Consider the following 24,144-nt stretch of genomic DNA (forward strand, 5'->3'; position numbering starts at 1 on the left):
GTGTATTGTTGTAGTAGCTGTGGTAATGTGGGAAAACGTGAAACGTTTTTCCAAGTAACTGTTGGAAAGTCAAAGACTTTTCAATGGTTACGTCATTTCCACAGCTTTCTTATTTTTTCATGATACTTTTGACAGTACCTAAGGATAGATGCCGAAACAAGTTCGGCATGACATGTGTCACCCTGAACTCGTTGCCGCTTCACGGGGACGATAAAACAGTTTCAGGGTCTATCAGATATGTAGATTATGTTGTTCCTCTTTATAATCTCTCTCACCTGGTTATCAGGGTCGACGACAAGGCGCAAGCCCTTCTGCCCTTTTGGCACGGTAAAGGAGAACCCGGCATGTTTGGGGATGAAATCCCGCGCCGAATCAAGAGCGGGGATATCACTCTCGGCGAGGTTCTTTCCGGCCCAGTCCACAAGACGTACTTTCACCGCCGGTGATTTGACGGACCCGAAATTATATGCTGCAGCGTTTATGGTATCGCCTTCCCGTGTAATATCGGAAAGCGCCAGGTCAGGCAGAGGTCCATAATCGGGCAGCTTTTTCGCAAGGCTGATTTTGAAAACCAACTCACGGTTGGGCCGCACCGGAACTGTAACGGTGGAAAAGCGCTCCAGCTCTTCGAGCCTGTCAACTATCTTTCCTTTTGCCTTGTCCTTCCCCTCATATTCAAGGGTAACGCGGTACAATCCATGCTTGATACGGTAGAGAAACCCTGCCACTTCCTGATCGGTCTCGGCAAAAGAATAGAAATGAGCGACCAGGCTGGTGTCAGTGGCGGACTCTACCCATTTGGGAATATCCGGGCCGCCGCCTTTTTCCCAGCTCACCGCCATGGTGAGACCTGCAAGCCACGGGCCGGGCTGACCGCCTATCATAACATGCTTGATATCGCTGCTGCCGGGCATATAGGAATAGTCCGAATACACATTGGTCTCGGTATAACGGAACCTGGTCACCTCGTTCATCGCAGGGGCGATTTCCTTCATCTTGGCGGCAACCTGCTGCATGGTGTTCGCATAAGCCGGGTACACGGGAGTCTCCCCCCAGTACCAGAGGAGGAAATCGCGGTCATACTTGAAGGAATTACCGTCTACGTAGTTTATGGGAGTCTGCTCCGGCTTTTCGAATCTCCAGGCGGTGCGCATGGAAATCAGCATCTTGTGCGGGTTTCCCAGGTCGAACAGCATCCCTTCGTACCGGTTACGGGTGAGATCGTCCACATGGATGTAATCGTTGGGAACATAGGTGCAATAGCCGTCGGCGAACATCTTCGTTTTCTCGATTCCGTCATTGATACGGTCGAATATCTTCCGGGCTTTTTCATCCCCAAGGTAAAGAAAAACGCCGGGGAGCCGTGAAGCGAACAGGGCGTCATCCTTCCATCCGCCGCCCACCTGGCCGTCGGGATTCTGGTGTTCCGCCCACCAGGAAACAATTTCGGAATATCCCTTGAGATACCATCGCATGAAGAATGCCCAGTCCGGCGACCCATCGGTGGAAGCTATGGGAACAGGAGGCCAGAGCTTTGGCGTGTTTTCCCAGGCATTCACCGTGCTGTATACTCCTGCTTTCTCGACATAAGGGATGAGGGTCAGCTTGAGGAGGGCGTTGGTGAGAAAATTATCCGGCTCGATTCTTTTGATGATGAGCGGGTAAGTGACAACATCATAGTACCCGCCGAAAGTCGGCGGATTTTCCGGATCCGGGTCTATGCGGGTATCCATCCAGGGATAGTACCAGGGATAGATTCGGGAATATTCTCCGAATGCCGGCTGAAGTTCCTTGAAAGCATACCGGCCGTCGGAGTCGGATAGAGGCGCTATGGCAATAGACACAGAAGACCTGTTCCCTCCTCCCGTTTCGATTTCTTCATCGCCGCTGAAAAGGAGATCGAGCCAGATACGGTCGCCGGGCGCCATTTTTATATCGGCGCAATCAAGCCGCACCCGAAGAGTGTCGCCTGAAGGGCGGAAATTCTCCAGACGGAAAACCACCGAAGTCCATATCCGGGCGGGAACTCCCGGATCATGCAGGCGCAAAACCGCGAAATCGCCTTCCCCTGCTTTGCGGACGAAAAGATTCAACTCCAGGGCGGTAACCGCTTCCGCCTGTTTCCAGGGATCGGTCAGCAAATTCAGGCGGGTGCATGCTCCGGGCGAGATCGATTGTCGTGTTTTGAAAGCGGTTTCCCGAATAGTCAGGATTTGGGCATTCCTCCGGTCATTCAGGGCGCGCATGGCATAACCGCAGCGGTTATCATCGGGGACAGCCCCGCCGGTATCGAGATAATAGGTACGGCTCAGACCGGGCATGGGAGAACTCTCAGCGCCGACATGGAAAAAACCGACTTCATGAATGCGGGTGTCGCCGGTAAGCGCCAGGTTGAGGCCCTCCTTATATCCCGGCGGGGACCCGTACCCTTTTAAAAGGGGAATGCTGAATCTGTCGCATGAGAGAGGATTGAAAGACGCCCCGAAGAAATGATTGGCTCCTTCCGGAACGGAACATACTTCCCCCCTGCTATCGCTGCCGCTGACGGCGAAAACCTTCACCCTATCCAGGTTGCCTTCCAGGGTTATATAGTTGACTGCGTTCCCACGGGGAAGCCGGAAATCGACTTTCTCCCCGTGGAAATCGGAGTCTCCGAGAATATTGGTAAATGTGGTGTAATCGAGCGGCCATGCCATTTCGTACTTGCCGTCCATGACATACGGGGCGTGGACACACCCATCCCCCGCAAATTCCGGGTATATCTCTCTGAAAGTTACCGTTCCGCTGTCACGGAGGGGTTTTACTGCAGGAAGTCGTGAGGTGTTCTTTCCGATGAAAGCCCGGGCGGCTATACGGCCTGCGGACCCGCTATTGAGTGCCTTCGGGGCGCCCGCATCAGATGGCGGACGATTATCATTCATCAGCCTTTTGATCTCGCCTGCCGCCAGAGGCCGGTCAAAAATCCAGAACTCATCGTAGGTGAAGCCGCACATGGGCATGTGAAAAAGACCGGGCATCTGGGTGGTCCACCAGGCATCGGCGCCCCAGCTGGAGGCGATTTCTTCGCTGTTCAGGAACAGGCGAAGCCCCTGTGCGCGGTCCCATGAAAGAGCCACATGGTTGAACCGGGAATCATCCCAGACCGGCTTCGAGGCAATGCGATGATACACATAACGCGCATCCCGCACATACGCCGAGAGGGAACGATCATTGTTAAGCTCGATGGCAAGAAGATATTTCTCATGCCTTCCGAAAGAGGAGGAAGCCTGAAAAAAAAGATACCCCGGTTCTGTTCTGGCGCCTTTGGCCCAGAAGGCAACACTTCCGCCGTCGGTGGTAAGCCGTCCCGTTCCCCAGATGTATGGTTCGAGGCGGCCTGATTTGGGGAATTTCTGCCAGTATTCGAAGCGGTGAAGCACGAGAACTTCCAGCAGGGTGTCCAAATCCCAGGTGGACATGGCGGTTTGTTCCACTTCCTTGCTGCTGAACTCGTTGGCATTCAGGAATGCTTTCCCGAATTTCCCGGTAACAAGGCTCAATTTCCGTTGTTCGATTGAAGGCGCCGGATATTTACCTGAAAAATCATCGCTCTTGATGAATTCCAGGGTCTCAAATGACAGATGATAGGTAGCCGGCGGCCGGATTGTCTCCGCCCCGTGAGAAGCCGCCGTTGTGTACAAACCTGCCGAAAGCGCCAGAATCAGTTCTGCAGTTCGCTTGAGGACCGCCATACATTCTCTCCTTCCAGACTTGGAACTTGCTTCAGCATCAAAAAATATCTCGTGGATATCGACAATTCATGCATGGAATCAGCAAAAGTGTTGCCGTTCGTATGATTATTGCTTATAATATAGAACTTAAAAACTCTATCCCGAAAGGAGTTTATTCCACATTCATGGAAATTTCTGTTTATAATCTCATAGTAAACGCGACAATTTTTACAAAATTTGTGCTCCTAATTCTCTTGGTTTTTTCAATCCTGTCCTGGGCAATCATGATCCACAAATACTTTTTTGTAAAGAAGTATAAAACAGAAATTTCTCAATTTCTGCTCACCATTTCCGAACAGACCGATATGACCTATATAGAAGGAAGTTGTGTACATAATAGCACAGGTAAAGCGAAAGCGCTTCCACTGCTCATCCTTAAAATGATCCGCTCCGCTGTTCAGGGCAAGCCTGTCCTTTCTCCTGAAAGCACCTTAAACGGCGCAATTATGAACGAGACCAACGACTTGCAGCAGGGGATGGGGCTTTTAGCTACTGCGGCGAGCGTCAGCCCCCTTCTCGGTCTTCTGGGTACTGTATGGGGCGTCATGTACTCTTTCATAAGCATCGGAGAGAAGGGCACCGCCACCATTGCCACTGTAGCTCCGGGCATTGCGGAAGCGCTCATGGCTACTATCGGCGGATTACTGGTGGCCATACCGGCCATGGCCGGACATCACCTGCTCTCCGGATATATCAACCAGTCGCTTGACCGTCTCGACCGCATAAATGAATTTGCATTGTCCCTGTTTACCAAGGAATTGCATATATGATAGTTCGGCGCTCGGTCAAACCGGAAATTAATTTTATCAATCTTATCGATGTCATGCTTGTGCTCCTGGTAATATTCATGATAACCGCACCGGCAATGCAGAACTGGATCGACCTGGATCTGCCATCGGCAAAGGCTACCAGGATCAATATTTCCGAAGGCATCGTGATATCTATCAAAAAAGATGGCAATGTTTTTGTAGATCGCGACAAGATTGCCGCCAGCGATTTTTCCCGCAGATTCCCCGATATTTTCAAATCTCATATGGGAGAGCCGGTATACATACGGGGAGATAAGGACGTTCCGTACGGGAAGGTAATAGAAATAATCGGCTTTGTGAAAAAAGTCGGGGGGGAAAATGTCGGCCTTGTGGTAGAGGATGAAGTAACGAAAAAATAACCCTGCTCCGGGTGTTGGAATATGTGGCGAGATATTATTCTGTCGGCATCAGGTCATGCTCTGGTTTTCATAACCCTGATACTGCCTTCAATGCTGAGCTCGAAAACCTTTACACCGGTGACGGTGGTAAACGTCAAGATGGTCCAGCCGCAGTCCATAGCGCCGCTTCTCGAGCGGATGTCGGAGATCGGCGAGCCGAAACCAAAGGTGCCGCAGGTAAATGTCAAACCCGAAAAACTGCTCCCGAACCCGGCAAAAACCCGTAAAGTCCAACCGGTGAAACGCGCCGCCGCTGAAGCGGAAAGCAGCACTCCGGCGGCCCAGACAGGGGGTAAGAAAAGCGAGCAGAATCTTCCCCCGGGCATTCAGACCGAGCAGGTTTTCAACGATAACGAATACCTCATCGGGATTATGCAAAAAATCCGGAACAACTGGCGTTATCCTTCGCTGAATGCTCCAAATATTAAAACGGTGGTTTATTTTCGAATCAACCGGGATGGCCGGGTAGACCGTGTGCTGGTGAAAGATAAATCCGGATTCATGAATTTCGACAGTTCCGCCTACGAAGCCGTGGTAAAGAGTGCACCTTACCCGCCGCTTCCGGAAAGCTATTCCGGGGATCAACTGGGCATTTATTTGAGGTTCAGTTATTAATCGAGATTATTCAAGATGAACCGGCAAAAAGTAATTTTTACATTATTTTCTAGTGTTGTTAAACCTCACCCCCTGTCCCCCTCTCCTAGTCAGGAGAGGGGGTAACTCTAAGCATTACATGTCTTTACCCTCTCCTAATTAGGAGAGGGTGGCCGAAGGCCGGGTGAGGTTTCGACAGAACTGAAAGCTTTGTAACACTTTTTGCCGAATCATCTATTCAAAGCTTTTGAACAAGGTGGTTTTCTTACCATTCAGGCATTTAGATCCTGAAACGAGTTCAGGATGACACTTGTCATGCCGAATTTGTTCGGGAACGATGAAACCGTTTCGGCATCTATCAACCAAAAAAAGGTTCTTCAAAGACTTCATGATAACTTGATATATTTTCTTGTACAGGCGGTATTATGGATTTAATTTTACATACTTTCCGGTTTTGGTTGTATAATTTTTATTTTCTCTGTATACTATTACTTGTCTCCATGGCTGCGGAAACTTCTGCGCAAACCCGGGATATATATCTGCAAATACGGGCCGGTTCCGCATCGGGCAGGATTGGAGTGGGAATCGAAGGGTTCACTTCACCCGACCCTTCCTCGCCTGTAAACATCGTGCGCGACACTTTGATCGGTGATTTAAACGGCAGCGGATTATTCCAGACAAGGGCGCTCCCCGACAGTATTGCATCTCTCAATAAAAGTTCATTCCTGAAATGGACTGAGTCAGGAGCAGCATATTATCTTTCCGGCGCATTGTCCGGAACGGGGAAATCGGTTGCGGTAAAGTTGTACGATCTGAAAACAACGCTGGTCACACTCGATGCGGAGTACCTGATAGACAGCAAGCGGCCGTGGTATACCGCTCATGTCCTGGTAGATGACATGATAAAAATGTTTACAGGCTTAAGGGGGAGTTGCGCTTCTCAGATTGCGTATATATCTGAATCCAAAGGCGGAAAGGAAATTTTCATAATCGACGCCGACGGCAGAAACATACATCAGCTTACCTTTTCAAGAACCATTAACTTATCGCCAGCCTGGTCGCCGGAAGGGCAGCGCATAGCCTACTCATCGTTAAACGGTACAAATTGGGGACTCAACGTCATCAATATCAATACAGGACAATCGCTGAATATTTCCCGCTGGGGAGGTCTGAACACCTCTCCCGCATGGTGTCCTACCAACCCGGATTTGATCGCTTTTTCGTCGAACCGTGACGGCAACACTGAAATATACACCTGCCGGGCGAACGGGACCGCGGTCAAACGACTGACCAATTATCAGGCGATCGATATATCACCAGCCTGGTCGCCGGATGCCGCTCAGATTGCTTTCCAATCCGATCGGACTGGAAGTCCACTGGTTTATGTCATGAACAGCGATGGTTCCAATATTCATCGCCTGACATCCACCCCCAATTCTTATGAGGACTCCCCCAACTGGTCGCCGCGGGGAGATCGAATACTGTTTGTTGTACAGAATGGCAGCGCATTTGATATAGCATCATCCTCTCCCACCGGGGAAGATTTGGTAATGCTGACTATGGGCGAAGGATCCAATGAAAATCCAAAGTGGTCGCCGGACGGTCTCCGGATCGTTTTTTGGTCCACCCGTCTGGGAGGGAAAAGTTTATTTATAATGAACTGGGACGGTTCGGGAGTTCGTCCCCTTACGAGTGATGGCAATTCTTTTTCACCATCGTGGGCGCCTGCCGTATCGGGAGATGACATACGGGTCTCCGGCAAGCGGTAAGGCAAAATATTTTAAAACTATTACGAAAGGGTGTAATTATGTGCAAACGTAAGATTCTCGCAGTTTTAGCTTTAGGATTTGCTGTATCTCTCGTGAATTTGACCGGCTGCGGCAAGAAACCGGCTCCCACACCCCCGCCGCCTCCTCCCGTAGTAAAACAGGAAGCGCCCAAGCCTGCGCCTGCCCCGGCGCCTAAACCGGTCGCCCCGGCGCCGCCGAAGAAGGCTGTCGAGGCGCCTCAGCCGCCTCGCGACCTGTCTTTCACCCCAATCTATTTTGATTTCGACAAATCCGACATCAGGTCCGATCAGGTCAGCAGCATGAACGGTGACGCTGATCTTTTCAACCGGTGGAAGACCATATCGGTTCGCCTTGAAGGGAACTGCGACGAGCGCGGCACGGTGGAATACAACCTGGCTCTCGGCCAGCGCAGGGCAGATTCTGTAAAAGGTTTTCTGGTCAATTACGGTATTTCCGACAGCCGGATCACCACGGTCTCCTATGGAAAAGAACGTCCCATTGATCCCGGTCATATCGAAGCGGCATGGCAGAAAAACCGCCGTGTTGATTTCGTAATCACCAACCGATAGGTCACTACTATGGCAAGACGAGATTCGTTACGGAAAATTTTCCCGGGGCTGGTTCTCGCCGGCGCAGTAATTCTCTTTACTCAATCCTGCGCCACAAATAAATATGTTCTTGCCCTGCATAATGAATCCATGGCGTGTAATCAAGAACTCGAATCCCGTCTTGCCGACCTTAAAACAATGATCGCTTCACTTGACAGTCTTTTCAGAGAGCAAAACAAACTCCTTATGGGTATGCGCGCCCTTTCCGGGACCCAATCCCAGAGCCAGCAACAAAATCTCTCCACCCTTACCGCTCAGATGGAAAACATCAATTACCAGCTCAATGAATTGAACCGCACTCTCAAAGCCATTCAACTTTACGGGGGTGCGGAACAACCACCTTCCGGCAAGTCATCCGCCGGAGCCGATACCTCAAAGACCGGCGCTTCTTCCGGACAACAGCCTTTCTCTCCCCAGGGGAAAGTAGATTCTCAGCAGATTTATGATCTGGCGATAAAGGATTTTCAAAAGGGAGATTACGAGATGGCAACCAACCGGTTTATTGCATTCCTTCTCCAGTTTCCCGATCATGTCCTGGCGGGGAATGCCCAGTTCTGGCTGGGAGAAGCGGATTATGCCCAGAAAAAATATGACCTTGCCATAAGCGACTACGAAAAAGTAATCAAGAATTATCCCCAATCGCCCAAGGTTCCCGCCGCCTATCTCAAGATGGGATTTGCTCAAATCGAGGCTGGAAAAAAGAATGAGGGAATTATCACCCTCCGGTTCATAATAAAGAATTATCCTAAAGCGGAAGAAGCAGTACCGGCGCGGGAAAGACTGAAAAAGGTAGTGGGAAAATAGTAAAAAAGCTTGCGAAATACTCATGTATTAAAGATCCTGAAACGAGTTCAGGATGACACGTGTCATGCCGAACTTGTTGCCGCTTCACGGGAACGATGAAAGCGCAGCGCATCTTTTAGCAACCGTTTCGGCATCTAAACACTCAAAACATATTCAATTATTTATGTCGTCATGTATACATTGACGAAATGAATTCAAAACAGCGCATGAATCTTCAAATTCCTGCCCACAATTTCTTTCCCTACCTCAGAAAATCCCTTTTTCAAGTTAGTTTCCCGTTACCATTTTTTTGATATTACGAAGTTTTTTAGTTATTTCGGCAATTCGGCGGGATTCTTCCAGTACAACGGTAAGCTTTTTTTTAATTTGAGGATCCATATCGGACTTTGTCATGAGAATCAGGTCAATATTTCCGATGATGGTGGTTAAGGGATTGTTGATTTCATGATAGATGGATGCCGCGGCCTGAACGAGAACCTGATATTTTTCCATTTCGACAATCCGCAGGTGCTGCTTTTCAATTTCTTCCCGGGCATTCACGAGTGCGACATTTTTTTCGAGCAGTCGTCTCTCATAGCGGGTGCGTTCAATGATATTGGCCAGTTGTCCTGCGATGATTTCAAGGAACTGCATGTGCTGCTCAGTGATGGCGTTCGGTTCACGGCGCCCGAGATTCATGACTCCGATCAGTTTTTCGTCTGAAATAAGCGGCACCGACCCAAAAGAGCGAATACCTTCGTGGTGTTCCTTGCGAAGACCGGGGATAAGCACCGACCGCCGCTGTTTGGCTACCCAGGCGCTGAATCCGCAACCGAGATCGAAATCGATGGTTTCACTGAGATTTACCCTGGTTCCCACGGTGGCTGCTTCTTCCAGTTTTCCGCTCTCTTCATTATGTATAAAGAGGCTGGCTGATTGGCAGTTGACCGCATCTTTCACTTTGTGAAGCGCCCGGATGAACTTTTCTTCAAGTTTGGAATCCGAACTGATGAGTGAACTGATCTCATAGAGAACCCGCAGCCCTTCGATGCCGTCATAACTTTCGGACATGACCTTCCTTTCTATAAGGCGTGTGAATAAGCCGGATTATCAAATAAGACACAACCCCCTTTTACTCTCCTTTTGAAATGCCTCCTTTTCTTTTATCGGAATATTTCACGGAAACCATGAGGAGGTGAACAACGTAATAAAAAAATATGTCTGCTTTTTCACAAGCCTTTTAAACTAAGGGGTAGTATATTTCCTCATAATACTATAGTATATCAAATGTGTCTCGCCAGAATTGAAAAATATTGGAATATTTTTCCATGGCATACACGGCAATACGGAGGCGGAACGATGGCGCATCGTGATTATGTCATAGGGATTGATTTCGGAACAGATTCGGTTCGAACGCTCATAGTGGATGCACGAAACGGCGAGGAAACAGCTACATCCGTACGCCCTTTCAGCCGCTGGAGTGAAGGCAGGTACTGCGACCCGGCGAAAAACCGTTTCCGGCAGCATCCCGCAGACCACATCGAAAGCCTGGAGCGGACAGTGCAGGAAGCCTTGAAACAGGCGCCTCCGGGCGCCTCCGGGCAGGTGCGGGGAATCTCGGTGGATACCACAGGCTCCACTCCCGGTCCGGTGAATCGCGAGGGTGTTCCGCTGGCCATTCTTCCTGAGTTCGATGAAAATCCCAATGCCATGTTCATTCTTTGGAAAGATCATACATCGGTCGCTGAAGCAGAGGAGATAAACCGGGTCGCACATTCCTGGGGCGGCATGGATTTTACCATGTATGAAGGAGGCATCTACTCTTCGGAATGGTTCTGGGCTAAAATTCTCCATGTCCTACGAGAAGACGAGAAAATCCGAGAAGCGGCTTTTTCCTGGGTGGAGCACTGCGATTGGGTGACTGCCCTCCTGACAGGGAAAACCGATCCCCTGCGCCTGAAGAGAAGCAGGTGCGCGGCGGGACACAAAGCCATGTGGCATCAATCGTTCGGAGGACTGCCTTCCGAGGAATTCCTCATCCGGCTCGATCCCCTGCTCTCCGGCTTGAGAGGCCGTCTCTATACGGAGACCTTCACCTCCGATTCAGAAGCGGGAAATCTTTCTCCCAAATGGGCGGAACGGCTGGGGCTTCCGGCGGGAATACCGGTAGGAGTCGGCGCTTTCGATGCCCACATGGGGGCGGTCGGCGGAGGCATCCGCCCGTATTATCTTTCCAAAGTCATCGGAACCTCCACCTGCGACATCCTGGTTGCCCCCATGGAAGAGATGGGCGGCAAGCTGGTAAAAGGAATTTGCGGCCAGGTGGACGGCTCGGTGATTCCCGGGATGTTGGGCATGGAAGCCGGGCAGTCAGGCTTCGGCGATATTTACGCCTGGTTCAGAGAGGTGATTCTCTGGCCGGTGAGGAACCTGGCCGGGTCTTCACTGGACACTGAAGAAATGGCCGGGCGGGTAATTCCCGAGCTATCTCGTGCGGCGGAAAAGACGCCTCTCGATGTATCGGGAGCGGTGGCTCTGGACTGGATGAACGGCAGGAGAACTCCCGATGCCAACCAGGCTCTCAAGGGTGCAGTCACCGGGCTGAATCTTGGCAGCACCGCTCCGGTGATTTTCCGGGCGCTGGTGGAGGCCACCGCGTTCGGTTCCCGTAAAATCGTGGAACGGTTCGAGTCCGAGGGTGTTCCCATCAAAGAAATCATCGCCCTTGGCGGTGTGGCGAAAAAATCGCCGTTTGTCATGCAGACTCTTGCCGATGTCCATAACCGCCCCATCAAAGTTGCCCGGTCCGAGCAGGCCTGTGCGCTGGGTGCCGCCATGTTTGCCGCTGTGGCTGGCGGCATCTACAAAACGGTCGAGGAAGCTGTCGACGCCATGGAGAGCGGATTCGAAGATAAATACATCCCGAATCTCTCCAGGGCTGAAATCTATTCCACTCTCTATAACAGGTATTGCCAGTTCGGGGAGTTTATCGAACAGGAAACGATGGGGAAAAGAGAGAAGACAGGAACAAGAATTTAGACATGATTTACAAGATTTACATGATTTTGATACTGTTAATTTATATTACGATGAAAATGCCGAAACAAGTTCGACTTTAATCTTGTTAATCTTGTAAATCCTGTCTAAATAAAGCTTTTGAAAGAAAAGACATGAACTCAATCGAAGATTTAAAACTACACGTCTGGGAAGCTAACATGGAGCTTCCGCGGCGCAACCTGGTGATTTACACGTTCGGGAATGTCAGCGGAATCGACCGTGACAGGGGCGTTTTCGCCATCAAGCCGAGCGGAGTCCCCTACGAGGAACTTACCCCTGAGAAAATTGTCATCGTTGATTTGGAATGCCGTGTTGTAGAGGGTGGACTCAACCCCTCATCCGACACAAAAACTCATGCTGTCCTCTACCGTTCATTCCCGAACATCGGCGGAGTCGCCCATACCCATTCCACCTTTGCCACCGCCTGGGCGCAGGCGATGAGGTCTATCCCATGCCTCGGAACCACCCACGCCGACCATGTCCCGGGAGAGATTCCCTGTACCGAGGTGATTTCCGACGAATGTATCTGCGGCGATTACGAGGAAGAAACGGGAAATCAGATTCTTAGAAAATTCGCAACGCTCTCCTATGAAGATGTCGAGATGGCGCTTGTGGCCTGTCATGGTCCGTTTACCTGGGGAAAAACCCCGGAAAAGGCAGTCTACAACAGCGCGGCGCTTGAGGAAATTGCGAAAATCGCTTTTTATACCACGCTCATTAACCCGGAAATCCAATGCCTGAAAGAAACGCTCCTTCAGAAACATTACTGCCGGAAACATGGGAAGGATGCGTACTATGGGCAAAAATAAAACAATTATTTGTATCTTATTGCTGCATAATTTCAATGACTCTTCAAAGAGGTTACGAAAATGTTAACCCAGGAAAAAGAAATTATTTTTTTTCAAATTGCTTTTGCATTACAAAAGCTTTACGAAACTCATGTATTTGAACCAATTCAAAACGCAATAAAGATATGGGGCAATTATGAGCTGCATTTTAATGCAGAATTGTCTGAAACAGACGTTGTAAAAAATGCAGAAAATATTATGAATATGAGGCCAACAGACTCTATTCTTGTTGCGAAAATGAATAAGGATGGTTTTTTTTCTTTTCCGGAAGAAACAAATTTAAACAAACAAATTAGAACAAGATATTGCGAATATGCATTTGAAGAAGAATTAAACGAAAAAGCAGAAGAGATAGAGAATATCGAAGAGCGTAATGCTTTTAAAATCAATTGGCGAGAATTTGTTCTCAGTAAAATAAATATTGATGAAATATCAAACATTGAATTACCTTTTTCACCAAGCATTGAAATTTCCCCAAGCATGTTTTATTATATAAATGAACAAATCGTTGAATTGTTATTAGGCGGTACGTGGAAAGAAGCTAAGGAATATTTTTTTGATATACTTTCGACTTATGAAGATGACGAAATTGTTCATGATATGTTATCTGGGGTATTCGATCTTGATGATTGTTATGATGGTCAAAAATATTGGGAAACAATTTTTAAAATGGAAAATATTAAGCTTTATGTTGATGCTGTGTACATTTCTTCAACTTTATCACCTCAGCCGGAGCGAATAATAGAAATTACCGGATCAAATTGTAGAAATTTAATTAACTATCATTTACGCGGGTTCCATGATGGAATTTATTGTCCATTACGCATATCAGAACTCATCCCGCAATTCATAATTCCAATAACAGTAAGTGAAGCGATTAAAAAGTCTGTCGAAATAATTGAATCACAAAATGATTTCGTAAAGGAAGCATCTATAAAAGAATCTCTCAAAGAATATAATGAAAACGGGTTTTTTTATGAAGCTTCGATCATTGAATATTTTTATCAAATATATCTCTTTAATACAAATATGCCTAGTTTTTTTGATAAATTAAACAAGAAACAAAAGGATCAATATAGACAAATACAAAAATTAAACTCCTCTTTACATCCTCCATTAACAGAAAAAGAACAAGAAAATAGTGATTATTCAACATATTTTCTAACTTATTTCAATTTTGTTAATACAATCATATCTTCTGTATTTGGTGATCGTATTACTATTTCAGATTTTGAAATAAATCGTGATATTTATAAGAATATTTTAAAATCAAGAATTGACAATTCGGATTTCAATGAAATAAAACAATATAGAAATAAAAAATATGATAATAGTGGCAAAAGATATCTCGATCTATTTATTGATATAAAGCACCCTATTAAAGTGAACTTGGATTATGGAATGATACCTATTTTCAACAAAAATACCGAAAAAGTTTTAGGTATTATTTTGAAATATAAAAAGTGAAGAATCCATAAGTTACATATAGAAAAAAATATGACCCAAGAATCCATCAGTATCAGGAACTACTCCTTCTCCATCGGGGACAAGCGCATCCTTTTTGATGTCTCGCTTTCGGTGAAAGAAGGAGAGTTCCTCTCCGTCATCGGGCCGAACGGCGCCGGCAAGAGTACGCTCATAAAATGCCTCATCCGCATAAACACCGGCGGAAAAGGGGAAATTTCTCTTGCCGGAAAGCCGCTGGAGTTATACAGCCAGAAGGCGCTTGCCCGCCTGCTCGGTTATGTTCCCCAGACTGACGGCCGCAGCCTTCCTTTCACGGTCGAGGAATTTGTCATGATGGGGCGCTATCCTTACCTGAGTCCATTCACCCCCATCAGTCATAAGGACGAACAGGCGGTGCAGGATGCGCTGGACATTACCGGCACCGGCCGCCTTGCCGAACGGGTCATGAACACACTGAGCGGCGGGGAACGTCAGAATGTCCTTATCGCGGCGGCTCTGGCGCAGGGCGCGAGGATTCTCCTCCTGGATGAGCCGACCACTTTTCTTGACCCGAAGCATGTTGCCGATGTTCATAGAATCCTGAAACGAACCAACCGCGAGCGCGGTTTTACCATAGTCATGGTGACACACGACATCAACGCCGCGGCGCTCTTAAGCGACCGCATCGCCATCCTCAAAGAGGGCCGGATGGCGTTTGAAGGCCTTCCCGGCGAGGTGATGCAGAATGACATCCTCTCCCGCATCTACGACAAACCATTCCTCTTTGTCACCCATCCGGTCACCGGGCAGCAGTTCATTGTCCACGAGGAGCCTTGAGAATGAAAAAAAAGGCCGTTCTCATTCTTCTGGCTCTCGGCTCAATCCTTATTCTGGCAGGCGCACCGATTATCGGCATGAAGAATATAGCCCTGGATCACATCTTCTATCCCACCGCCGGGGACATGGATTACGGCATCTTTTGGAAAATGCGGGTGCCGCGGGTGCTCACTGCTTTTCTGGCGGGTTCTGCGCTGGCCATAAGCGGCATGGCATTCCAGGCACTCTTCCGTAACCCCCTGGCGACACCGTTTACCCTTGGGGTATCGAGCGGCGCGGCATTCGGAGCGGCGCTTTCCATTATGTGCGGATTCAGTTTCTCATTCATGGGTATCTCCGGCATGTCGGTAGGCTCCCTGGCCGGTGCGCTCACCGCCATCATGGCAGTTTACGGATTCACCCGTGTGAAAAAAGGCTTTTCAACCTCCACCATGCTCCTTGCCGGGGTGGCGGTCAGCTTTTTCTTTTCCAGCCTGATCCTTTTTCTCCAATATATGAGCGATTTCACCCAGTCTTTCCGCATCGTGCGCTGGCTGATGGGCGGCATCGAAGCGGTCGGATACGATTCCCTTCTCGGCATTCTCCCGTTCATCCTGCCGGGCAGCGCCATCGTGTTTGCGCTCACCCATGAGTTGAACCTGTTCAGCGCCGGTGAGGATATCGCAGTCAGCCGTGGAGTTGAGGTGGGAAGGATGAAAACCGTCCTCTTCTTCGCCGTATCGCTTATGATCGGAGGAGTGGTTTCGGTCTGCGGCCCCATCGGATTTGTGGGGATGATGTCGCCGCACATTTCACGGCTCCTGGTGGGCGCCAATCACCGATACCTCGCCCCGGCCACCTTCCTGTTCGGCGGACTTTTTCTTACCCTTTGCGATACACTGGCCCGCATCGTTATCGCCCCGGCGGAGATTCCGGTAGGGATTATCACCGCCTTGCTCGGAGGGCCGTTCTTTCTCTGGCTTCTTCTGAGCGGAACTGCAGAGAAAAGCATGATGCGGTGAAGAAAAGGATGAAGGATGAAGGATAAGAAGCAAGGATGGTCTGAACCTCGATTCATGGGATTAAATGATTACCATGATGATATCTTTCCAATCAAGGTAATCCTATAATCAAGCTAATCAAGGTTCAGACATCTTTTTCTTTGCCACTTTGTAACTTTGTCACTGTTTTAAAAAAGAAAGAAATCAAAATAGATTAATCATACTCTTATGAGAACTGAACCTATTGTTAAGTCAATGCAATAAAGTTGGATTCATATTCCCCCCTTAACAAGGGGGGATGCCAAAGGCAGGGGGGATTTCTTCTTCCCAGCGAATAAAGATCCCACCGCCGCTTGAGCGGCGACCCCCTTTTTAAGGGGGTAAAAAAAAAGAAACTCCAGCACCAGACATTATCTGATTGACTTTACACTACAAAGAAAGGATGGATTCCTCATGCCTGCACATGATACTCACACATCTGATACTCTCGACCGACGTAGTTTTTTTCGTCGCCTGTCCCTGGGTACTGCCGGACTGGCTCTGATAGGCTTCTCCGAGTCACAGGGCGCAGTGATGAAACAGCGCGGCTCTGAGAAAAGCACAGTTTCGTTCCTCACCGGAAAAGACCGCCGCGAAATGATTTACCAATCTCTGAAACCTTTTGAAAGGGAAGTGCGGGAGGCCATCGGTGACAAACAGGTTGTTATCAAGATCAACGCCGGTCTCGCCAAGCCGGAATATTCAAGATGCTCCACCCATGCCGACCAGATCCGCGGCATCATGGACTTTCTGAAACCCATACATGACCGCCAGATAATTATCACCGAGGGAACCGCAGGGGCGGAATGCAGCGCGTTCATCGGATTCGAGAACTACGGCTATCTCCCCCTCGAAAAAGAGTATAAAGCCAGGCTCGTGGACGCCAATGACCAGCCGTTCACGCTCCGGTTTATCCGTGCGGCCAAACACCATCCCGAACCGGTCAATATCATCAACATGTTTACCGATCCGAATGTATTTCTCATCTCCGCGGCCCGCATGAAATCTCATAACGCCGTTGTGGGAACATACTCTCTCAAGAATTGTGCCATGGGCGCGCCGGTCTGCCATTACCGCGACAAGAACAACGAGAAATCGAAGATGCACGGCGGCGCGGGTTCCAGCGGAGGCCGTGAACTGAGCTACAACCTCTTTCTCGTGGCGCAGATGGGGGTGCAGCCTGATCTGGCGGTCATCGACGGCATCGAAACCATCGAGGGCGACGGCCCCTGGGACGGCACCGTGGTCGAACACAACGTCGTTGTATCGAGCACCGATTTTGTCGCGGCTGACCGTCTCTGTGTGGAGCTGATGGGTATAGACCCCAAGTACATGAAATACCTTGAATGGTGTTCGAATGCGGGCATGGGGAATTTCGACCTCGCCAAAATCAAGGTGAATGGCCCGGATTACCGTAAACACATCATCAAATACAAGATGAACAAGAATTTCGACTGGCAGGTGGCTTGGATTAACGAGAATTTTGGGGGAAAAAAGTAACACTCACCCAACTATCCCCTTCTCCCTCGCTGCTGAGGACGAGGACTTAAATCCGTACGCAGTGATTACATTGGACAATGAACACTGCTCTGCTTCGGCTGGATCGATAGCACTGTCAAAAAAATTGATGAGGACAGATACGCTCAAAGATTCTCTATGCGAAACCCCAGGACCCCTTACTCGCAAGCGAATAAGGAACGGCTGAGGGAGCTTGTCAGGGAGTGCAAGGTCGTCGATGAAGTTTTAGCGACCTTGGGGGACATTTTAGAGGAGCAGTTTGAAGTACCGACGGACATCCTGGAGGCTGTCAAGGCTAACGAGGCAGCCTGGAATAACTTTCAAGGGTTCTCGGAATCTTATATCCGTATCCGCATTGCGTTTATAGACGGGGCCCGCAACCGGCCGCAGGAGTTCAAAAAACGACTGCGGTACTTCATCGAAATGACCGAGAAGAAGAAACAATTCGGGTTCGGCGGAATAGAGAAGTATTATTGAAAACATGAATCTGGAAAAGGAGCTTCTACCATCCATGCACGGTTATATCCAGGTTTACACCGGGGACGGCAAGGGAAAAACAACCGCCGCGATGGGGCTGGCGCTCAGGGCGGCCGGTGCGGGACTCCGGGTGTGCATCATCCAGTTAATGAAAGGCGCGGAGGCGGGCGAGATTGCCGCTCTCCGGAAACTGGGCGACCTGATTACCGTTCGGCTGTTTGGGCGCGCCGGGTTTATTGAAGGAGCGCCGGACGAAGAAGATATCCGGCTCGCACGCGAGGGACTGGAAGAAGCGGAGAGGGCTGTTGTTTCCGGGGAATACAACGTGGTGATTCTCGATGAAGCGAATGTGGCGGTAAACTTTGGATTATTTTCCGTTTCCGACCTCCTGCGGCTGATGGACAGAAAGCCGGAGCGGGTTGAGCTGGTTATCACCGGACGGAAAGCCGATCCACAGGTCATCGAGCGGGCGGACCTGGTCACTGAAATGAGCGAAATAAAACATTATTATCATAAAGGCGTATCAGCGCGGAAGGGCATCGAGTTATGAATGGGAGTCATACAGTAAGGAGTTGGAATAGTGTTGGATGGATAATAACCGGATTCATCCTCTGCATCCTCTTTATGGCAAGCGGATGCCTTGGGTTCCGCGGCGCGCAGAAAAGCGGCTCTGCGAAAACTCAGGAAGCTGCGATCGGGCCGGACAAATGCTCCCGGTGTCATGAAGCCTGGTCTCATGCCTTCGACTACTACCGCGGGTGGGACCGTTACGGCTGCATTTTCAGCGGGGAAGAGATTACAGGCGCTTATGACCCCTGGTTTTTCCCGAAACTGAAGAATACCGCCCGGGAATATTACACAACCGAATGGTGGAACAGCCGCGACAGCTATGTCTGGCCCAACGACATCGCCGAACGTGCCTTTTCATTGAGCATTCTTGCCAATAAAAAGAGACTCCCCTCTGTTCCAGCCAATATCGACAGTATCAAGACCAATGTCATCGTGGTATCAAAAGCAGGAAATGAAGACGCCGTCACCATTCAGGAGGGTATCAACAAATCCGAACCCGGCGGCGCCGTTATCGTCCGTAAGGGGATATATAATGAAACGGTTATACTGAAGGAAGGCATTCGGCTGCTCGGCCAGGATCCTTACACCACGGTCATCAACCCCGAGAACCGCGGGCATGCAATCACTGCCGCCAATCGCTGCCTTATTTCAGGATTCACCATCACCGGAACAGGGATCGACTATTCACACAAACGGTTAAATGCCGGTATCTATGCCCGGGGATGCGACAGTACTCTGGTAATAACCGGAAATATTTTTAAAGAGAACGGACTGTTCGGCGTCATGGTAGAGGGGGTGCTGGACAGCCTCCGGAATGCGGAGTTTGACGCCGCGCATCCCGGAAATACTTCGGATTACGGTGACCGCTCGTATCTTTCTTACGCCAATCCGGTCATCGCCGGGAACACCTTTTACCGTATCGGGCAGCGCGCTGTTTTCCTCCTCCACGGCCGCTCGGAAATATTTAACAACATCTTTATCGGAAATGTGAAAACCATAGGCATGGAGCGTCACTCAAGGCCGTTCATCCACCACAATGTCTTCTATCTTAACAACATCCCTATGGCCATCAACCGAAGCGAACCGATTATCTGCAACAACATCATGTACCACAACCAGTGGGGCCAGCGCATCCTCAAAGGCGCCAATCCGGTTATTTTCGGAAATGTGACCTGGGAATCTCCCCACTTCCGCGATTTCGACGAGAGCGGCCGTCCGGTGCGCTACCGCCCCATCCCCGGAACAGGCGAGTTGGAGGTCGATCCCCTCTTTGTCGACCCGGCGAAAGGCGATTTTCACTTCCGCAGATCCTCAACTCTGCAAAAACAGACGCTGGGACTGCAGGCTGCCGGCATCATGCGGGATCCGGGCATTCCCCAGCCGCCTCAGGTGGCCTGCGAGGGATCGTTCGGACGCGAGGTGCTGGCCCTCACCGATGATATCCTGGAGCTGATCAGGAAAGTTGATGCCGAACAGGCCAGAATTCGAGATGTGGAAGCCTCCTACCGCATAGAATACGAGGGATATCTGGAACCCAAACCAGGCTCTGACGGGAAGGTGGAGCTGCTCTTTTCCGGGGACAAACCGGCGGTGAAAGTGAACTACGAGGTTTCGGAGTGGACGATGAAGGGAAACAAGCGCTCGAAAAGCTACCACGAGAAGGTGACAGCCGGCGCCGATGAATTCACCGATACCGGCGCCATCCGTTTTAACGGAAGCTACCTGGAAGTAACCGGAGGAAGATTCGCCGCCGATTTCAAAGGGAAACCAGACGTCTTCTTCATGGGCGACCGTCCTTTCCGTGAAGCGCCCCTGGGAATCTATCGCGACTACGATCAGTACTATCAGGGGTCAATCGGACCCATGGGCACTTTCTTCAACGGTTACCTGCGTGTGCTTGGCGGGCGGATCGAAAAGAAAAAGCAGCCGGTTGACGGCCATCCCTGTATTGTGGTGCGCTATCCCCATATCGGGAAGGACCAGTATTTCCTCTTCTATCTCGATCCGGAGCTCGGTTACAAACCCCGTAAAATGATCCACTTTTACAATGAGAAGCCTTACCGGGTGATAGAGTCCTACCGTTACCTTCAGTTTCCGGGGAATATCTCCATGCCGGTATACCTGACAGTCACCGATTATGCAGTCGCCGGTCCAAGTGCAGGAAAAAAAGTGGGTACATGGAAACTCGAGGTCAACGAGAACGGCCTCCGGGTAAACGGGAAAGCCTATATAATTCAAGGGTTCAACGGGGGTAGGTAAAAAAACGGGGCATGTTCAGCCCCGTTTTCTTTTCCTCTTTTTTTCTTTTCTTTCCCTTTGGACTTTGGACTGTCCCATTCCTCTGTGCCTTTGTCCCTTTGTGCCTTTGTGCCTTTCTTTTAGAACTTATAGCTGGCCGAGATAGAGAAGAGGTTGGCGGAGCTCTTGTAGGTGCCTGTTCCCACCGGGTAAGTGCCTTTGACCAAGCCGTTCAAGGTGTTCATGTCCGTTGCGTCCACGATGTTTAAAGGTGGAGCTACATCGGTGTACCCCACGAAATCGTTCTTGTCGCGGCTGGCGAATTTCAGGAACATGTAGCTGAAATCAAAGGTAACGCCGCTCACGGTGTATCCGAATCCGGCGGAGTATCCGGTACGGTTGGCATCGGGCAGCTGTGCATCGAAGGTGGCATCGGGAACAGGATTCTGGTCGTAGAGCAGCCCGCCGCGCAGCACCAGGCTATTGTTCCAGTCATAAGAGGTGCCAAGTCTGTACGTTTGAGTGTTTTTCCAATCTTTGTCCTGCACAATCTGAGCGGCAGGAAGCTTCTTGCTGAGATCGATAACGAGCTGGTCATAGCTTGACCACCCTACCAGATTCACATCTGCTGATGCATCCCAGGAGTCGGTGAACTTGTAAAGGAGACCGAAATTGAGCATGCTCGGAAGGTGCAGGGTGGTTTTGCCGTTTTGATTATAAGGCAAACTGGCCCTCAAACCGTTTAAAAGTGCAGTATTGGTGGCTTTATCGCTGCTCACAGTCTCAGGAAGGTAGAAATAGGCTGTGCCTTTTTTGTATTTCACATCAGTTTTAGCGCGGTAGGAAACACCGAATTGCATATTATCAGAAGGCTTGAGCAGGAGACCCAGGTCATAATTGAATCCGCCGCCCTCTCCGTTGAGAGAGAATTGGGTATCATATACCGAATTGGAGATAACCGCAGGATTTTTCAATGTGGAATAGAGCTTCAACCCGGTATCAACCATTTTTCTGATGTTTGCGCTGGAATACACAAAGGATAAACCCAATCCAAAGGTCACCATCTTGTGAAGCTGGATCGAGGCGGTCGGATTGAAAAAGATGGTAGTAATCTGAGCGGATGTGGAGGTATATCTTCCATTCCAGGTGGTTCCCCAATCGGTTCCCAAACCAAAGGGCGAGTATATGCCGACTCCCCATACAACTTTGGAATTGCTCCTATGGGCGAAATACACCTGCGGGGGGATGAAAGTCTTCTTGTCGGCATCGATCGATACGCCGGCGCTTTCAAATTTGTGAATGGGAGTAATAGGGGTAAGACCCAGGAAAACTTCGGTACCCTGGACATAGTCAAGACCGGCAGGGTTGTAGAAGATGGCGCTCAAATCCTGTGACCGGGCGGTCATCGCCGCCGAGAGACCCATCGCCGCAGCACCCTGTGTTGGTATGGCCAGCCCTGAAGCATACACACTGCCTGCGGAACCGATTAATGCGAACAAAAGCAGAAAGCCCAACCTCTTCATACTACCTCCTTGTTCAAAACAGTTAAAGTCATTGAAACAAAGGAAATCTGGATAAGTATAGCTCTCACGGTTTGCTCTGTCAATTGAAAAATCGTAACGTGATTAGAATAATCCGGGTATGTCATTAGATAAGGTTCGTGATCGTATTTAGAGATGCCGAAACAAGTTCGGCATGACACGTGTCATCCTGAACTCGTTTCAGGATCTAATCTGCAATCACGGTACAATATTTTCAAAATTACTTTCCAGATGACATAACCGGATAGAATATTGTCCTGAACCTTCCCGGCTGAAATTAACCTCCATATTTTCTATATTTTTCAGCTACTTCGAAGATTCTGGCTACATTTTCGTCCGGGGCGCCGTAGTCCATATTGATACAACAGATTCCCACCCCGGATAAATCGCCGGCTTTTTCAAGAAGATTGACCATGTCTCTCTCCACCTCATCCGGTGAACACGTTTGAATCTTGACCGGAGAAAGACGGATATTAAAGAAAGCATCCTTGATCAAACTGCGGCAGTACTCGATTTCCGCGCCCCATCCGACATCGAAGAAACAAGCTTCTTTCACCTTCGCATATCCCGGGGCCACCTGATGCATATTATCACCGCAATGGTGAATCCCATAGGGCTGTAGGCGCGCGGAAAGGGCAAGTTCGTGCGGGAGAAGAAACTCCTCGTATGTTTCATTGGAGATCATCTGAACCGAGCAGTTGGATTGCAGATTAATGGCGGGATCCACTTTTTCAACCGAACGGTTGACCGAGATGGAAGTCGTTCCTGTCTCCGCACGGATCAGGGCAAGAACCTCGATGATATTCCGGTTCATTTTGTCGTAGATACGGTGAACCGCCGCGGGATCGTCGTAATAGGCCAGAAAAATTTCATGACCTATAAGGTCGAGCGCCAGATTCTGGAGATTTCCCCAGCCGATGTCTCCCTCGACATACCCGAACCGGTTTTTCAATTCCCTGATCAGGCTAAAAAGATCCCGGAAATCGGGATTACCCATCGGATCGGGGGCCGGCATGGCATCCAGCTCCTCCAGAGTCATGTGACGGGATTCCACCACCGGGCTGTTGTTTTCATAGTAGCGGATGGAGCACCCCCAGAGCGATGAAACCATGAACCCGGCGGCCAGGTGAACCGGTCCGATAACAGGTCTCGGCGCCGGATTTTCCTCGCCATATTTAAACTGTCCGAACCGTTCCCAGAGAACGCGGCGCATTTTCATCTCGTCTTTCACACGGCGGTCGGGATCGAAAAAAAAGGCGCGGTCGAATGTTATTCCCGCATGATGATACCACCAGTTCGGATGAAAAACGATTTCTACCGGCAGAAAGGTTCTGGATTCTATTCTCATATATACCTCATGTTTCTTTACATGGCGACAGATATTATTGCGTTTTTTTTCAAAAGATGCCGAAACGGTTGCTAAAAGATGCGCTGCGCTTTCATCGTTCCCGCGAAGCGGCAACAAGTTCGGCATGACACGTGTCATCCTGAACTCGTTTCAGAATCTCATTATGCAATCGCAACATTATATTGAATATATGCTCTATCCGTCAAGAAAAAAAGGTTTTGTGGCCATCCCCCATTTTTTATTCGGCGACAGATATGCCATATCACTTATCTGCTCTTTATGTAAAATCCCCCCGCCGCTTAAAGCGGCGACCCCCTTATTAAGGGGGTAAATGCTGCCTGACAACATGATTCCCCCCTTATTAAGACGAGGGCGACAAAAGGATAATATTGACATAAGTTATTATAAATAAATAAAATAAATGAATATTTAGCTTGACATGGCGGTTTAGATTTATTATACTTAAGGTATTGTTATGAAAGGAGATAAAGCC

Annotated in this window: 19 protein-coding genes; 15 read left to right on the plus strand and 4 right to left on the minus strand. The window is 49.4% G+C overall.

Features of this window, described 5'->3' with window-relative positions; genetic code table 11:
• Nucleotides 1-221: 221 nt before the first annotated feature.
• Complete coding sequence (locus Q8O92_08940; GenBank protein MDP2983441.1) at nucleotides 222-3,731, minus strand: LamG-like jellyroll fold domain-containing protein; 3,510 nt, start codon at nucleotides 3,729-3,731, stop codon at nucleotides 222-224.
• 164 nt (nucleotides 3,732-3,895) lie between these two features.
• Between Q8O92_08940 and Q8O92_08945 the strand changes: the two genes are divergently transcribed.
• From Q8O92_08945 to ybgF, 6 genes are all read left to right on the plus strand, one after another.
• Nucleotides 3,896-4,540, plus strand: coding sequence for a MotA/TolQ/ExbB proton channel family protein (locus Q8O92_08945; GenBank protein ID MDP2983442.1), 645 nt, complete (start codon nucleotides 3,896-3,898; stop codon nucleotides 4,538-4,540).
• A complete protein-coding gene (locus Q8O92_08950; protein MDP2983443.1) occupies nucleotides 4,537-4,938 on the plus strand; it encodes a biopolymer transporter ExbD in 402 nt (133 codons plus the stop codon). Before Q8O92_08945 ends, Q8O92_08950 begins: the two co-directional genes overlap by 4 nt.
• A gap of 21 nt (nucleotides 4,939-4,959) precedes the next feature.
• Nucleotides 4,960-5,592 carry a cell envelope integrity protein TolA gene (locus tag Q8O92_08955; GenBank protein ID MDP2983444.1) on the plus strand — a complete coding sequence of 211 codons (633 nt, stop codon included), beginning with the start codon at nucleotides 4,960-4,962 and terminating at the stop codon, nucleotides 5,590-5,592.
• A gap of 404 nt (nucleotides 5,593-5,996) precedes the next feature.
• On the plus strand, nucleotides 5,997-7,340 hold the full coding sequence (locus Q8O92_08960) for a Tol-Pal system beta propeller repeat protein TolB (protein MDP2983445.1): 1,344 nt from the start codon (nucleotides 5,997-5,999) through the stop codon (nucleotides 7,338-7,340).
• A 38-nt stretch (nucleotides 7,341-7,378) separates the two neighbouring features.
• Complete coding sequence (gene pal / locus Q8O92_08965; protein MDP2983446.1) at nucleotides 7,379-7,930, plus strand: peptidoglycan-associated lipoprotein Pal; 552 nt, start codon at nucleotides 7,379-7,381, stop codon at nucleotides 7,928-7,930.
• A 9-nt stretch (nucleotides 7,931-7,939) separates the two neighbouring features.
• On the plus strand, nucleotides 7,940-8,773 hold the full coding sequence (ybgF, locus tag Q8O92_08970) for a tol-pal system protein YbgF (GenBank protein ID MDP2983447.1): 834 nt from the start codon (nucleotides 7,940-7,942) through the stop codon (nucleotides 8,771-8,773).
• 267 nt (nucleotides 8,774-9,040) lie between these two features.
• Here ybgF and Q8O92_08975 read toward each other — a convergent pair whose 3' ends face one another.
• Nucleotides 9,041-9,823, minus strand: coding sequence for a GAF domain-containing protein (locus Q8O92_08975; protein MDP2983448.1), 783 nt, complete (start codon nucleotides 9,821-9,823; stop codon nucleotides 9,041-9,043).
• Between the two features lie 288 nt (nucleotides 9,824-10,111).
• Between Q8O92_08975 and Q8O92_08980 the strand changes: the two genes are divergently transcribed.
• The 9 genes from Q8O92_08980 to Q8O92_09020 all read left to right on the plus strand — a co-directional run bounded on the left by Q8O92_08980 (nucleotide 10,112) and on the right by Q8O92_09020 (nucleotide 20,783).
• On the plus strand, nucleotides 10,112-11,791 hold the full coding sequence (locus tag Q8O92_08980) for a ribulokinase (GenBank protein ID MDP2983449.1): 1,680 nt from the start codon (nucleotides 10,112-10,114) through the stop codon (nucleotides 11,789-11,791).
• A gap of 131 nt (nucleotides 11,792-11,922) precedes the next feature.
• Nucleotides 11,923-12,618, plus strand: a complete 696-nt coding sequence (locus Q8O92_08985) for an L-ribulose-5-phosphate 4-epimerase (protein MDP2983450.1) — start codon at nucleotides 11,923-11,925, stop codon at nucleotides 12,616-12,618.
• A gap of 60 nt (nucleotides 12,619-12,678) precedes the next feature.
• Nucleotides 12,679-14,124 (plus strand): hypothetical protein, encoded by a 1,446-nt coding sequence (locus tag Q8O92_08990; protein ID MDP2983451.1) that lies wholly within the window; start codon nucleotides 12,679-12,681, stop codon nucleotides 14,122-14,124.
• Nucleotides 14,125-14,154: 30 nt separating this feature from the next.
• Nucleotides 14,155-14,940 carry an ABC transporter ATP-binding protein gene (locus Q8O92_08995; protein MDP2983452.1) on the plus strand — a complete coding sequence of 262 codons (786 nt, stop codon included), beginning with the start codon at nucleotides 14,155-14,157 and terminating at the stop codon, nucleotides 14,938-14,940.
• Between the two features lie 2 nt (nucleotides 14,941-14,942).
• Nucleotides 14,943-15,941 (plus strand): iron ABC transporter permease, encoded by a 999-nt coding sequence (locus tag Q8O92_09000; protein MDP2983453.1) that lies wholly within the window; start codon nucleotides 14,943-14,945, stop codon nucleotides 15,939-15,941.
• A 432-nt stretch (nucleotides 15,942-16,373) separates the two neighbouring features.
• Nucleotides 16,374-17,459, plus strand: a complete 1,086-nt coding sequence (locus Q8O92_09005) for a DUF362 domain-containing protein (protein ID MDP2983454.1) — start codon at nucleotides 16,374-16,376, stop codon at nucleotides 17,457-17,459.
• Nucleotides 17,460-17,615: 156 nt separating this feature from the next.
• The gene (locus tag Q8O92_09010) at nucleotides 17,616-17,954 is read left to right on the plus strand and encodes a YdeI/OmpD-associated family protein (protein MDP2983455.1); all 339 of its coding nucleotides are present in this window, start codon (nucleotides 17,616-17,618) and stop codon (nucleotides 17,952-17,954) included.
• 4 nt (nucleotides 17,955-17,958) lie between these two features.
• A complete protein-coding gene (cobO, locus tag Q8O92_09015; protein MDP2983456.1) occupies nucleotides 17,959-18,504 on the plus strand; it encodes a cob(I)yrinic acid a,c-diamide adenosyltransferase in 546 nt (181 codons plus the stop codon).
• Nucleotides 18,501-20,783, plus strand: a complete 2,283-nt coding sequence (locus Q8O92_09020) for a hypothetical protein (protein MDP2983457.1) — start codon at nucleotides 18,501-18,503, stop codon at nucleotides 20,781-20,783. The genes cobO and Q8O92_09020 overlap by 4 nt, the downstream gene beginning before the upstream one ends.
• Nucleotides 20,784-20,902: 119 nt before the next feature.
• Here the strand turns inward: Q8O92_09020 and Q8O92_09025 are convergent, their stop codons facing one another.
• Nucleotides 20,903-22,285 carry an outer membrane protein transport protein gene (locus Q8O92_09025; protein MDP2983458.1) on the minus strand — a complete coding sequence of 461 codons (1,383 nt, stop codon included), beginning with the start codon at nucleotides 22,283-22,285 and terminating at the stop codon, nucleotides 20,903-20,905.
• Between the two features lie 295 nt (nucleotides 22,286-22,580).
• Nucleotides 22,581-23,651: a uroporphyrinogen decarboxylase family protein gene (locus Q8O92_09030; protein MDP2983459.1), complete on the minus strand. Its 1,071-nt coding sequence runs from the start codon at nucleotides 23,649-23,651 to the stop codon at nucleotides 22,581-22,583.
• Between the last annotated feature and the right edge of the window lie 493 nt (nucleotides 23,652-24,144).

Source organism: Candidatus Latescibacter sp. (assembly GCA_030692375.1).
Lineage (GTDB): Bacteria > Latescibacterota > Latescibacteria > Latescibacterales > Latescibacteraceae > JAUYCD01.